The sequence below is a fragment of the Vreelandella piezotolerans genome (assembly GCF_012427705.1).
Classification (GTDB): Bacteria; Pseudomonadota; Gammaproteobacteria; order Pseudomonadales; family Halomonadaceae; genus Vreelandella; species Vreelandella piezotolerans.
In genome coordinates this window covers 2,858,330-2,871,642 of sequence record NZ_CP048602.1, presented here as the reverse complement: position 1 = coordinate 2,871,642, position 13,313 = coordinate 2,858,330, and the positions used below count along the sequence as shown (strand labels likewise).

The 13,313-nt window shown below is 60.4% G+C and carries 10 protein-coding genes and 1 tRNA gene; 8 read left to right on the top strand and 3 right to left on the bottom strand.

Features of this window, described 5'->3' with window-relative positions; translation table 11 throughout:
- The first annotated feature begins 52 nt into the window (after nucleotides 1-52).
- From GYM47_RS13160 to GYM47_RS13140, 5 genes are all read left to right on the top strand, one after another.
- The gene (locus GYM47_RS13160; protein ID WP_153842619.1) at nucleotides 53-988 is read left to right on the top strand and encodes an ABC transporter substrate-binding protein; all 936 of its coding nucleotides are present in this window, start codon (nucleotides 53-55) and stop codon (nucleotides 986-988) included.
- A gap of 62 nt (nucleotides 989-1,050) precedes the next feature.
- On the top strand, nucleotides 1,051-2,019 hold the full coding sequence (locus GYM47_RS13155) for a FecCD family ABC transporter permease (RefSeq protein ID WP_153842620.1): 969 nt from the start codon (nucleotides 1,051-1,053) through the stop codon (nucleotides 2,017-2,019).
- 25 nt (nucleotides 2,020-2,044) lie between these two features.
- The gene (locus GYM47_RS13150) at nucleotides 2,045-3,175 is read left to right on the top strand and encodes a FecCD family ABC transporter permease (RefSeq protein WP_153842621.1); all 1,131 of its coding nucleotides are present in this window, start codon (nucleotides 2,045-2,047) and stop codon (nucleotides 3,173-3,175) included.
- Nucleotides 3,172-3,972, top strand: a complete 801-nt coding sequence (locus GYM47_RS13145; RefSeq protein WP_153842622.1) for an ABC transporter ATP-binding protein — start codon at nucleotides 3,172-3,174, stop codon at nucleotides 3,970-3,972. Before GYM47_RS13150 ends, GYM47_RS13145 begins: the two co-directional genes overlap by 4 nt.
- Before the next feature lie 107 nt (nucleotides 3,973-4,079).
- A complete protein-coding gene (locus GYM47_RS13140) occupies nucleotides 4,080-5,855 on the top strand; it encodes an ABC transporter ATP-binding protein (RefSeq protein ID WP_153842720.1) in 1,776 nt (591 codons plus the stop codon).
- A 26-nt stretch (nucleotides 5,856-5,881) separates the two neighbouring features.
- On the opposite strand, the gene GYM47_RS13135 is transcribed toward GYM47_RS13140, so the two are convergent.
- The gene (locus tag GYM47_RS13135; protein WP_153842623.1) at nucleotides 5,882-6,457 is read right to left on the bottom strand and encodes a hypothetical protein; all 576 of its coding nucleotides are present in this window, start codon (nucleotides 6,455-6,457) and stop codon (nucleotides 5,882-5,884) included.
- A gap of 162 nt (nucleotides 6,458-6,619) precedes the next feature.
- On the opposite strand from GYM47_RS13135, the gene GYM47_RS13130 reads away from it, so the two are divergent.
- A tRNA-Ile gene (locus GYM47_RS13130) sits at nucleotides 6,620-6,696 on the top strand.
- A gap of 246 nt (nucleotides 6,697-6,942) precedes the next feature.
- Nucleotides 6,943-9,024, top strand: coding sequence for a TonB-dependent siderophore receptor (locus GYM47_RS13125; protein ID WP_153842624.1), 2,082 nt, complete (start codon nucleotides 6,943-6,945; stop codon nucleotides 9,022-9,024).
- Nucleotides 9,025-9,109: 85 nt separating this feature from the next.
- Here GYM47_RS13125 and GYM47_RS13120 read toward each other — a convergent pair whose 3' ends face one another.
- Nucleotides 9,110-10,006, bottom strand: coding sequence for a sucrase ferredoxin (locus GYM47_RS13120; RefSeq protein WP_153842625.1), 897 nt, complete (start codon nucleotides 10,004-10,006; stop codon nucleotides 9,110-9,112).
- Nucleotides 10,003-10,824 carry an ABC transporter ATP-binding protein gene (locus GYM47_RS13115; protein ID WP_153842626.1) on the bottom strand — a complete coding sequence of 274 codons (822 nt, stop codon included), beginning with the start codon at nucleotides 10,822-10,824 and terminating at the stop codon, nucleotides 10,003-10,005. The genes GYM47_RS13120 and GYM47_RS13115 overlap by 4 nt, the downstream gene beginning before the upstream one ends.
- A gap of 282 nt (nucleotides 10,825-11,106) precedes the next feature.
- Between GYM47_RS13115 and GYM47_RS13110 the strand changes: the two genes are divergently transcribed.
- Nucleotides 11,107-13,233, top strand: a complete 2,127-nt coding sequence (locus GYM47_RS13110) for a TonB-dependent receptor (protein ID WP_399465012.1) — start codon at nucleotides 11,107-11,109, stop codon at nucleotides 13,231-13,233.
- Nucleotides 13,234-13,313: the final 80 nt, after the last annotated feature.

The window sequence follows — 13,313 nt, the reverse complement described above, 5'->3', positions numbered from 1 at the left end:
TTATTATCAGCGGCGAGGATCATTTAGGCATAGCGTTTCACCGGAGAGTCATATGCGACACACGTTACTGCAGCGCGGTTTACTGGGAATGTTGATGGGCGGTTTGCTGGCGGGTACTGCCCAAGCGCGCACCTTGGAGACGGCCTATGGCGACGTGGAGGTTGCTGATAACCCGGTGCGTGTCGTCACACTGTATGAAGGCGCGCTGGATGCCGCGCTGGCGGCGGGCGTGACGCCGATAGGGGCCGTCACCACCCGTGGCGGTGATAACGTGGCGCAATACGTTACTGACTACCTGAATGCCCACGAGCTTGCGCACCCCGAGATCGTGGGCGTCGTGCGGGAAATCAATATCGAAGCCGTGTTGGCCCAGCAGCCGGATCTGATTCTGGCCGCGGCCCAACTGCCGGAGGAGCAGTACCAGCTGCTATCGCAAATCGCCCCCACCGTGGTGCCCCCCACACAGCCGCTGGCAGCCGATAACTGGGAAGCCGAAGCGCGCCTGTTCGGCCAGGCCTTGAACCAGGAAGAGGCCATTGACGAAGCGATCAGCGCCGTCGATCAGCGGGTCGACGCGATGGCAGAGGCGGTGGCTGACGCCGATGTAGGCGACAACGCCTATCTGGTGCGCTGGATGCCCGGCGGCCCCATGGTGATGTCGGAAAAGCTGATTGCCACTGGCCTGTTGGAGCGCGTTGGCCTGGACGTTCAAGGCGGCGAGCTGATTGGGGAGCGGGGTGTGCATAGCGACGTGTTGAGCCTTGAAAACCTCTCCCAGGTAGACGGCGACTGGCTGTTCCTGGCCACGCTGAACGACGATGGCCAAGCCGCCCTGGAGAGCGCTAAACAGAGTGCCGCTTTCGATCGCTTGAACGTGGTACAGAACGAGCGCGTGGTGCCGGTGAACGGCCAACTCTGGAGCAGTGCCAACGGCCCGCTGGCGGCCCAGGCGATTCTGGATGATATCGAGAACGCCCTGCTGCCGTGACGAGTGCCGTGAATCGTTTTGCTCACCTCGCGAGCGGCTGGCGTTGTTCGCCACGTGCTTGGATGCTTATTCTGCTCACCGCCCTTGTGGCGGTGAGCGTCGTTAGTTTATTGATAGGCGCAGGCAGCGTTGGCCCCCGGCAAGTGTTAGGGCTGTTGAGCGGTAGTGATCACGCGGAAGCGCGTTTTATCGTCTGGGAGCTGCGCGCGCCCCGCACGCTGATTGGCATTGCCGTTGGCGTGGCGCTGGGCGTAGCGGGGGCGCTGCTGCAGGCGGTTTCCCGCAACCCGCTGGCCGAGCCAGGCTTGTTGGGCGTGAGCGCAGGCGCGGCATTTGCGGTTTCCCTGGCGCTGGTGTTAGGGGCCAGCGCGGCCACTTTACGCATCCCCGTGGCCCAGCTAGGCGCACTGATCGGCTGTGTGTGCGTGCTCAGCGTGGCGCGGCTGCGCGGTGTTGGTAGCGACCCGGTGCGCTTAGTGTTAGCGGGGGCTGCGTTTTCTGGGCTGCTCGGTTCGCTCAGCGCCCTGATGCTGCTTTACGACCAGCGCGCCGCCGATGAAATTCGCTTTTGGGTGGTAGGCAGCTTGGCAGGAAGGCGACTGGACGATTTATGGGCCGTGCTGCCAAGCCTGTTGATAGCAGGAGCGGGCGTTGTCGTGATTGCCCGGCCATTGGCCGCACTGGCGCTAGGGGAGCGAGCCGCAAGCGGCCTAGGGCACCGCCCTGGGCTGATTCGCTGGCTGGCGGTGGGCTGTGTGGCGCTGCTGGTCGGCGCGGCGACCGCCATTGCCGGGCCGATTGCCTTCGTGGGGCTAGTGGTACCGTTCGTGGCCCGTGCCATCGCCGGGCCGGATATTCGCCGCACGCTCTGGTTCTGCCTGCCCATTGGCCCGCTGATCGTGCTTACCGCCGATATCATCTCCCGCGTCGTCGTTGCTCCCTCCGAGCTGCCCTTGGGCGTGCTCACCGCGCTATGCGGCGCGCCGGTGCTGATCGCGGTGGTGCGGGCCAAGCGCCTGCCGATGCTCTAACGCACTTTTTTGGTTATCTGATGCTATGAAAATCACGGCAAAACAGTCGATGAGCGGCGTGGCACTTCCTCGCACATCTCCCTCGTATCAAGAAGAGGCGAGTGCCCAGACGGTGGCTGCTCCGCTGGGCTACTGGCGCGCCGCGCTGCCCCGTTATGGGGTGAGCGTGCTGCTGGAAAAGCGCGCCGTGGCAGTAAATATGGGCCTTAGCGTCGTGCTGTTGGCCGCCTGCGTGCTCTATTTAAGCCTGGGGAGCGTGACGCTTTCCCCGAATGCGGTGGTGGCTTCCTTAATAGGGCAGGGCGATAGCATGACCACATTCATGGTACAGCAGCTGCGCCTGCCGCGCCTGATTGCTGCCTGTTTCACCGGGGCCGCCTTTGCGCTGGCCGGCGTGCTGATGCAGACCCTGGCCCGTAACCGCTTGGCAACCCCCGGCATCATCGGCATCGATAACGGTGCCACTGCCTTTGCGGTGGCCTCGATTGTCGGCATGGGCGTCGGCATCGCCCCGCCCGCCATGGCGCTGGCGGGGGCGACTACCGCCGCCGTACTCACCTTTGGCCTGGCGGCGGGCAGCGGCACCCAGGGCTACCGCTTTATCGTGGCGGGCATTGGCGTGGGCGCGGTTTTTGGCGCGGTTACACAGCTGATGCTGGCGCGGGTAGCGATCGATACCGCCAACGCCGCCTACCCCTGGACCGTCGGTTCCCTCAATGCTCGCCCTGCAAGCGCGGTACAGCTGCTGGGCATTGGCCTGGCGCTTGGGCTGGTGGCCGCGCTGGCGCTGGCCCGCTCGCTCACGCTGCTGCGCTTTAAAGATGCGACCGCCAGCGGCCTGGGCACCGCGGTGAAAGCGCGGCGGCTGCAGGTGCTGTTACTGTCAGTGGTGCTCACGGCGCTAGCCGTTGCCGTGGCGGGGCCGGTAGGCTTGGTGGCGCTGATTGGCCCTGAAATCGCCCGTTCGCTCTCCAGCGCCCGCCATGTACCCATTCTAGCCGCCACGCTGGCGGGGGCGCTGGTGATGGTGCTGGCCGATTTAGCGGGCCGCACGCTGTTTGCCCCCATCGAGATTCCCGTGGGGATCGTCACCGCCGTGGTGGGTGGCCCCTGGCTACTTTGGATACTAATGCGCCCGCAACGGAGCCGCCCATGATCTCGTTACCCACGCTGTCCACCGATGCACTCCGCATGAGCTACGGCCAGCGCCAAGTGATTCACGACCTCGGCGTTAGTCTACCCAGCGGGCAAGTAACTGCCATTGTTGGCCCCAACGGCTGCGGTAAATCCACGCTGCTCTCTGGGCTTGCCCGCCTGCACAAACCCGATAGCGGTGCCGTGCTGCTCAACGGCCACGACATCGCCCAGATGCCCGCCCGCAAATTGGCTACTAAGCTAGCGCTACTGCCCCAAGAGGCGGTTGCGCCGGAAGGGTTAACCGTGACCGAGCTGATTCGCTTTGGCCGCCAGCCCCACCAGGGCTGGCTGCGCCAGTGGTCGGCGGAAGATCAACAGGTGGTGCACCATGCTCTTGCCGCTGCCGGGTTGGAAGCGCTTGCCGACCGGCCGCTGGAGGCGCTTTCCGGCGGCCAGCGCCAGCGCGCCTGGATCGCCATGACCATCGCTCAGCAAACGCCGCTTTTACTACTCGACGAGCCCACCTCCGCGTTAGACTTAGGCCACCAAATCGAAGTGTTCGAGCTGGTGCGCGACCTGGCCTGCCACGGCCGCACCGTGGTGATGGTGCTGCACGACCTAGCCAGCGCCTGCCGTTACGCCGACCACCTGATTGCCATGCGCGACGGGCAGATTGTTGCCCAGGGCGCGCCCGCTGAGGTGGTGACGCCTGCACTGGTGCGGGAGCTGTATCAGGTGGAGTGCACGCTGCTGCTCGACCCCGATACCGGCAGCCCTTTGCTTGCCAATGTGCGGCGGGCGAGCCAACCCGCGTAACGTGTTGACGGTTAACCACCCTAGATAACAACGTAAAAGGAATTGATGTGGCTTCTTCCCCGACCCGCGCTGACAAAGCGTCCGTCAATCAAAGCTTTCACGCTTTAATGCGCCTGCTGCGCTACGCCAAAGGCTATCGGCGGCAGATTATCACCGCCACGATTTGCTCGATTATCAACAAGCTGTTCGATATCGCCCCGGAAATTCTGATTGGCGTGGCGATCGATGTGGTGGTGAACCAGGAAAACAGCTTTGTGGCGCGAGTCGGGTTTGAGTCCCCTCAAGAGCAGATCACCATTTTGGCGGTGCTCACCTTCTTTATTTGGGCGGGGGAGTCGCTGTTTGAGTACCTGTTCCAAATTCTCTGGCGCAATCTGGCCCAGCGGCTGCAAGCGGATATGCGCCAAGACACCTATGAGCACGCCCAGCGGCTCGATATGGCGTTTTTCGAATCGAAAAGCTCCGGCCAGCTGGTGGCCACCATGAACGATGACGTCAACCAGCTAGAGCGCTTTCTGGATGGCGGTGCCAACGCGCTGATTCAAGTAGTGGTTACGGTGGTGGCCGTAGGCGCGGTGTTCTTCGTGCTGTCTCCGCTCATCGCGCTGCTGGCATTTACGCCCATTCCGCTGATCATTTGGGGCGCGTTTTTCTTCCAGCGCAAAGCCGGGCCGCTGTACAGCGACGTGCGCGAAAAAGTAGGCGACCTTGCCAGCCGTCTCTCCAACAACCTCAGCGGTATCGCTACGATTAAAAGCTTCACCAGCGAAGCGCGGGAAGCCGAGCGGCTGAGGGATGCCAGCGAAGCCTATGTAGACGCCAACCGCCGCGCGATTAAAGTCAGCTCTGTGTTTATTCCGGTCATCCGCATGGCGATTCTGGCGGGCTTTCTCGCCACCTTTACTGTTGGTGGCATGATGGCGCTGAACGGCAGCCTCAACGTGGGCGCGTATGGCGTGCTGGTATTCCTCACCCAGCGCCTGCTGTGGCCGCTCACCGGCCTTGCCCAAGTGATTGACCTGTTCGAGCGCGCCATGGCTAGCACCAAACGGATTCTGGATTTGCTCGAAGTACCGATTACCGTGAAAGATGACAGCACCACGCCTTTGGCTGCCCCGGTAAAAGGCGACGTGCGTTTCGAGGCGGTGAGTTTCCAGTATGAGGCAAGCCAAGTAGGTGTGAACGGCGTGGACCTTCACGTACCCGCTGGCAACACGCTGGCGCTGGTGGGTGCCACCGGCTCGGGTAAGTCGACGCTGATCAAACTGCTGCTGCGCTTTTACGACCCCGCCAGTGGCCGTGTGCTGATAGATGGCCAACCCATCACAGACGTCAGTATGCACTCACTTCGTCAAGCGATTGGCCTAGTGAGCCAGGATGTGTACCTGTTTGAAGGCAGCATTCGCGACAACATCGCCTACGGCCAGCCGGATGCCGACGATGCCGCGATTATCGACGCCGCCAAAACCGCCGAAGCCTGGAGCTTTATCGAAACGCTGCCCCAAGGGCTGGATACGCCAGTGGGCGAGCGGGGCGTGCGCCTTTCCGGCGGCCAACGCCAGCGGCTTTCACTGGCGCGGGCGCTGTTAAAAGACCCGCCGATTCTGGTGCTGGATGAAGCCACCAGTGCGGTGGATAACGAAACCGAAGCGGCCATTCAGCGCTCGCTAAAACGCATCGCCCACGGCCGTACGGTGATTATGATTGCCCACCGGCTTTCCACCATTGTGCACGCCGACGAGATTGTGGTGATCGAGAAAGGCCAAGTGGCCGAGCGCGGCACCCACGCCAGCCTGTTAGCGGCGGACGGCCATTATGCCGCCCAGTGGCGGGTACAAACCGGGGCCGCCCAGGCAGGCGATGTAGAAGCGCTCAGCCACTAGGCGCTCATCAGTAGCTAAGCCAAACGTTAGCGGTTTACCAGCAGCGCATTTAGCGTGACGGGCACATGCTCATCAATCTGCTGGTAGCCCAACATCGACAGCACGGTGCGTACCGTGCTGTTGGCCATCAGCGCATTGCCATCCAGCGCCATGGGTTCGGCGTGGGTCACGCGCACCTCGTTCAACCCTTCGCGGGTAAAGCGCAGCGGCACCGCCTCTTCTTGGTTAATCAGATCGGTTTGCACCCGGAAGGTGAGGGTTTCCACCATCGATTCGCCAATATCCAAGCCGTCTAACCGCTCCGGCGGCATTTGCGCCACCAGCGTCACCAGCGTGGTGTTCGCCAGCAAGCCCACCCACGGCGGCAGCTCCCCAAAGCGTTTGAGCAGGTCGGTTTGGCTCAAGCGCAGCGGCAGGCGCAGCGTGCCATCGGCAGCAATATCGCCCTGCAAATTATTCACCCGATGGTGATGGGTTTGCGGGGCTTCGCCATCCAGTTGGGTAATCGACGCCTGCACCTGAGACTGGCCAGGATCAAGCTGCCAATCCGCCTGCACCGGCAACGCTAACAGCAGCGGGAAAAGAGCCATCAAAGCTTTCAAAGCGATTCTCCATAGAAGCATTCACCACCAGACCCCAGCGCCGGTAATTAGTGCCATCGCCAGGAGGCTAGCAGGCGTCGAAAAAGTGCTGCTCACGCCGTAAGATAGCGCCCCAAGGGGTAGCCTCGCCCCCACACATTCGCTATTATATGCACGCTTTTCGGGCCTATAGCTCAGTTGGTTAGAGCAGGGGACTCATAATCCCTTGGTCGTAGGTTCAAGTCCTACTGGGCCCACCATTTCTTAGTCTCTCCCTCTAGATCGCCTTTTCTTTAAGCCGCTGACTAACATCAGTAAATGGCTTCTTTGCCATATTCTCCGTTTTCATCCCCACCTGTTTCTGCTGACTCTCTAGCCGATTCCCTCGAACACCCCGTTCCAGTTCAATCCCTTGCCCCACCCGAGTGATTGTGGTTGTGAATAAAAATCCGTATCATTCGCCTTACTATAACGATACTTCTCCTCATACCCGTTGAGACTTCCTCATGCTCCGTAAAACTCTCCCGTTTTCCGTCGCGCCGCTGCCTGCTGCCGTTCGTCGTTCACTGCTGGTGTCGCTCGGTGGAATGCTGTTCGCTGCGCCGCTGGCTGCGCTTGCCCAAGAAGAAACCATTAACACCGGTACCACCGTAGTCACCGCGACCGCGTTGAAGGTCGATACGCCGTTGGTGGAGACGCCGCGCCCGGTCTCTAGCGTTGATCGGGAAGAGTTGGAAACCCGTAACGTGCAGCAGTTGGATGAAACCTTCCGCTATCGTGCCGGTGTGCTATCAGGCCATTTTGGAAGTGATAACAATACGGATTGGTTCAAGGTGCGTGGTTTTGACCAGTCCACTTATCAGGATGGGTTGCGCATTTACCGTGAAGGCTTTTACCAGTGGCTGCCTGAGCCGTATGGCTTGGAGCAAGTCGAAGTCTTCAAAGGGCCTTCCTCGATTCTATACGGCGAGGCGCCTCCCGGTGGTTTGATCAATGCGGTGAGCAAACGTCCTACGGAAACACCGCAGGGCGAGGTGAATTTCCAACTGGGCAACCGTAATCATCGCCAAGTGGGGGTCGATACCAGCGGGCCGTTGGGTGAGTCTGGTGACGTTCGCTATCGGTTGGTGGGCGTGTACAAAGAGCGCGATGGCGATCTCGACCACACGGATAACGAGCGCTATTACTTCGCGCCTAGCCTCGCCGTCGATATGAGCGACGATACGAGCGTGACCTTCTTGGCCAGCGTGCAGAAAGACGATGGCGTGCCGGTCAACCCGTTCAAGCTGCCCTACGGCACCGTGCAAGATACGCCGTTCGGCCGCGTCGACCCGCAAACCAACCTCAGCGAGCCGGGCTACGACCGTGATAACCGCACGCAGTGGGCGCTGGGTTACGAGCTGCGCCATGACCTCAACGATACGTGGCGGTTTGAACAAGATTTACGCTACAGCGAGCTAGACCTGGAGCTACGCAGCACCTATGCGTTCTTCATGTCGGACGCCCGTCGGGCAACGCGTGGCCATGTCTACCGCGATGGTTCTATCGACAGCTGGACGGTCGATAATCGCATGGTGGGTAACTGGTACACGGACCGCACCGAAAACACGCTGTTGCTGGGTGTCGATTATCAGAACCTGGGGGTGAGTGGGCAAGAAGCCGACCCGTTCCCATTTGGTGATCCTATCGACGTGTTCGACCCCACCTACGGCAACTTTACGCCGGTGGGCGCGGATGACTTGCTGAGCCGCGAGATCGATAAAGAGCAGACCGGTTTGTATGCTCAAAACCAACTTCGTATTGATGACCGCTGGGTGCTGCTTGGCGGCGTGCGCGTTGACCAAGCCGAGACCGAAAACAGCAACCTGACATCCGGTGTCACGCAGCGCTCCGATGATGACCAAGTCTCTTGGTCGGGCGGCGCGATGTATTTGAGCGACCAAGGGGTCAACCCGTATATCAGCTACACCGAGTCGTTCGATCCGGTGGGGCGTGTAGATGACGCGGGCGATCTGTACGAGCCCCGTGAAGGCGAGCAGTGGGAAGCCGGTGTCAAAATCGCGCCGTTTGGCTGGGATGGCTACGTGACGGCTGCCGTGTTCGACCTGAAAGAGAACAATACGCTCGTGAGTTCTCCTGCCGGATTCCAGGTTCAGGAAGGCGAGCGTACTTCTCAAGGGTTTGAGCTGGAGGGCGTGGGTTACCTCACCGATGCGTTAAAAGTGACGGCTGCCTATACCTACACGGATTCACGCTTGGAAGATGATCAGCGCGCGCCATTAATTCCGCGCCATCAAGCGTCTACTTGGCTGGATTACGCCTTTACCAATGGGGCCTTGCAAGGCGTGAGTTTGGGTGCTGGTGTACGCTACGTGGGCAGTACGGTGGACACGAGCGTTGCGGACAATACCGCCGTCGATAGTTATATGGTGGCGGATGCCATGGTCGGTTATGAGTTTGCCGATGGCTGGCAGGCTCAGGTAAACGTCAATAATCTGACTGATGAAGAGTATGTGGCCAGCTGTGAGTACTGGTGCTACTACGGCGAATCTCGCAGCATCATCGGCAGCGTGAAATACCGCTGGTAAGAGCGATCACTCGCACTCAGCTTTAACCCACAACGCCCGGCTTTAAGCCGGGCGTTGTTGTTCGTCGTTGTTGTTCGTCTATGTACTACCCATTCACCATCGCGTGCCATACGGTGCTTTCGGTGGGGCCTTGCGCTAGGTCAGCACAGGTATCCACGCGCCATAGGGTGGTGGCTTGGCAGTGCACGGTCAGTTCGCCTTGCCGCTGGTCGAGCCGCCACTGAAAGCGTATCTCTCGTGTTTGGTCGTCGCCGTGATCGCTGATCAGAGCCAACGTGGGTTGTCTTGCCTCCGTGCTGAACTGCGTCAACGCAGCGATTTCAGCGCTTTGCTGCGCGGGAGTGAGCTGTGAGCTGCCGCGGTAGCCGGGCAAAAAGCGTTGTTGGCGGGCTTCCGCCTGTAAGAAGGGCAGGGCCTGTTCTGGCGTAATACGCCCATATTTGCGCACGTTTGGCAGCACGATCACGCTGGCGGCGAGTCGGCAGCCGCCCAGGTGGCTGCTCTCCCATACCTCGAACGGCAGCGGGTGCTCAGCTACCGTGCTGGCTAGCGCTTTGAACGTTTTATAACCGTACTTCGCGCAGCACTTATCTTTGGTGCCGTGGGTACAGCAAAGAACCAAATCATTGAGCATCGCTGGCTGCTCCCACTGGCTAAGGCGGCTGCCACTTTGAAAGGCGCTGAAGAACGCCTCTAATTCCCATCGTGCCACACGAAAGCGGCGCCGCTCCGGCATCAGAAAGAGCTGATGCTGGTACTTTTCCATGCCCGGCTGTTGGATCAGGTTGATGCGTAGGCCATCGTCAGCCAGCGTATCTAGCGTTTGCTTTAATGAATTGCTCATATCGCTGGCGTGGCGGAGTTTGCGCTGCCACTTCGCGCGCGGCCAGCTGAGTAGTAAGTTGCGCTCGGCATGAGCGGCGCTACCGGCCAGCGGGTCGTGCTGTTCACGGCTTAAATCCGCGCAGAAGGTGTGGTTCATAGGACTGCCTGTAACGTCGCCGAGGTGAAGGGCACGCACACTGGGCTGCCGCTAGCGGGGTCGCGCAGAATGTGAGCATCCAAGTCGAAGACGCGCTTTAGGTTGGCCGCGGTGAACACATCGCTTGGCGTGCCGCTGATGACGATTTGCCCGTCGCGCATCATGACTAGATGGTCGGCGTAAGCGGCGGCGAGATTCAAGTCGTGCAGTACCAGTAGCAGCGTGCGGCCATGGTCGTGGGCCAGCCGAGATAGCAGCGCCAACAGGTCTACCTGCACCTTCAAGTCTAAAAAGGTGGTGGGTTCATCCAGCAAAATCAAATCGGTCTGCTGGGCGAGCACCATCGCGATCCAACAGCGCTGGCGCTGGCCGCCGGAGAGCGCTTCCACATCCCGGTCGGCAAACTCGGTCACGTGCATATAGGCCATGGCTTCCGCGATGGCGCTGGCATCCTGCTGCGGGTCTTTTTTCCACAACCCTTGGTGGGGGAAGCGCCCCATCCCCACCAGCTGTTTGACGCTCAACCCTTCGGGAGCGGTGGGGCCTTGCGGCAAAATGCCCAGCCGTTGAGCAACCTCGCGGGTGTTACTGCGGTGAATGTCCTTGCCATCGAGATAGACATGCCCGCCGCTGGGCGTCAGCGTGCGCGCCAAAGTTTTCAGCAGGGTCGATTTGCCGCTGCCATTGGGGCCCAGTAGCACGGTGAGTTGGCCTTCCGCCACGGTCAGGTCCACCCCCTGCAGAATGCGCTTGGTGTCGTAGCCCGCGTGCAGGCCGTTAGCGGTGAGTCGTGATGCAGGGTGGGAATAGGCGGGCATAAGGTAGGCTCAGGCAAGCTCAGTCACGAAATCAGGGCAGTCAGCACCCTAAGACAAAATATTCTCATTTTCAATGTTGTTCTTGTGGCTGCCTCATGTCGAGATAGTTCGTTAGTTCGAACGGTTCGTTCGCAAAGGTAGACCTGCTTGGCTCTTTATGGATAATATAATCATTATCATTTAGATGCGCATTGTCATTTCAGTGCGCGCTAACGTGATAGTCAACAAGGGCTCATCAACACGACGCAACACACACAACGCAAGGGAGCAGACATGCAAACGATGAAACACGCCGCTTTCTGGCCAACGGTCACCTTGGCAGGATTAGTGGCGGCCACTCAGGCCAATGCCCAGCAAGAGGCAACTGACGTGGGGCAGGCGCTCAACGAGTCATCACCCACCATGGTCGTGACGGCGACGCGTAGCCGCAGCGAAGAGGGTCAAACCCCGCAGCGGGTGACAGTGATCACCCGTGAGCAGATCGAACAGCAGCTCGCCATCACCGACGACCCTGGCCAGGTCTTGAGCAACTTGATTCCCTCCTTTTCTCCTAGCCGTCAGAAGCTGTCCAACGCCGGGGAGACGCTGCGCGGGCGCGATGCGCTGTTCCTAATCGATGGCGTGCCTCAGTCCAATCCGCTGCGCGATAGCTCTCGTGACAGTTACACCATCGACCTCTCCATGGTCGAGCGGATTGAAGTGATTCACGGGGCCAGCGCCGAGCATGGCTTGGGGGCCACCGGCGGTTTGATCAACTTCGTCACCCGTCGGGCCGAAGGGGGCGGTATTAGCCAAAGCGCAGGCATTAGCGTCACCATTGACGACGACCTGCACTCGGAAGGCCTGGGCAACAAGCTCAACTATCGCATTAGCGGTCAGCAGGGCGACTGGGATTTCGTGGCCTCGGCCACCCGCCAGGAGCGGGGCGTGTTTTACGATGGCGGCGACCGCCGCGTGGGCATTGCCTACCCCGGCGAGCTGCAAAACTCCGAAAGTTACGACCTGTTCGGCAAGTTAGGCTACTGGATCGACGACAATCAGAATATCGAGCTGTCGCTCAATCATTTCGATTTGGAAGAGGGCGACGACTACGTGCCCGTGGTGGGCAACCGGGATGCGGGCATTCCCACTAGCGCCGAGCGGGGCACACCCGATGGCGCCCCGGGCTTCAATGAAGTGACCACGGCTCGCTTGGCCTACTCCCACGCGGATTGGTACGGCAACGCGGTCGATGCTCAGGTGTACCGCCAGCGCTTCCGGGCACGCTTTGCCACTACGCCGTTCTTCCCTTACCTGGACGGCAACGGCAATACCCAGTACGACCAAACCCGTAACGAGTCCGATAAGCAGGGGGCCAAGTTCACCCTGAACCGCCAGGGTATGCTGGACGACCGGCTCGGTGTGACAGTGGGGCTCGACATCCTCGAGGATGAAACCCGCCAAATGCTGGTAGAGACCGGGCGCACCTACGTACCGGAAAGCCGCTACAGCAACATTGCGCCGTTCCTGCAGGGGCAGTTCAAGATCGCCGACCCGCTCACGCTGCATGCCGGGGTTCGCCATGAACATGCGGAGCTTGAAGTGGATGCCTACGAGACGATTGATCGTAGCAACGTCACTCAAGACAACGTCGCGGTAGGAGGCGGCAACCCCAGTTTCGATGAAACGCTCTATAACGTGGGGTTGACGTACCAAGCCACGGAGTGGGCGCAGCTATATGCCAGCTACTCGGAAGGCTTTGGCATGCCGGACGTGGGCCGCGTGCTGCGGGGCATCAGCGAACCGGGCCAGGATGTCGATACGCTGCTCCAACTTCAGCCTATCGTCACCGATAACCGCGAGATTGGCGCGCGTTTCGACTGGGAGCGTTACGGCCTGGAAGTGAGCTACTACGAGTCGAACTCTGATTTTGGCCAGCGCTTGGCCGAGCAGAACGGTACGTGGGTGGGTAGTCGGGAAAAAACCGAAATCCAAGGGGTGGAAGTGACTGGCAACATGCAGGTCAATGACCAGCATGATCTGTCGCTCTCCTATGCCCATACCGAAGGTAAGTCGGACCAAGACGGCGATGGCAGCGTGGATACCAAACTCACCGGGATCAACATCGCGCCCGATACGCTCAAGTTGGGCTGGAGCGCCGTGTGGAACGACCGTCTCTCGACGCGCCTACAGGGCCGCTACTACTTCGACCGCAGCGTCGATAACCCGGCGCTCGACTTCGATGGCTACGGTTTGGTGGATGCCTCGCTGGCCTACCAGCTCCCTACGGGGCAGCTATCGCTGGGTATTGAGAACCTGACCGACGAAGACTACCTCACCTACTACTCTCAAGCCGCTCGCATCAGCGATGAGTACTACTTCACCGGCCGTGGGCGCACGTTCACGGTGGGGTATCAGCTGGATTTTTAAGGCTCCGGCATCTTGTTTTTAGTGCTGTCTAACGTCTGGCCACTCCTTCGATGGAAGGGGTGGCTAGCCGTCAACCAACT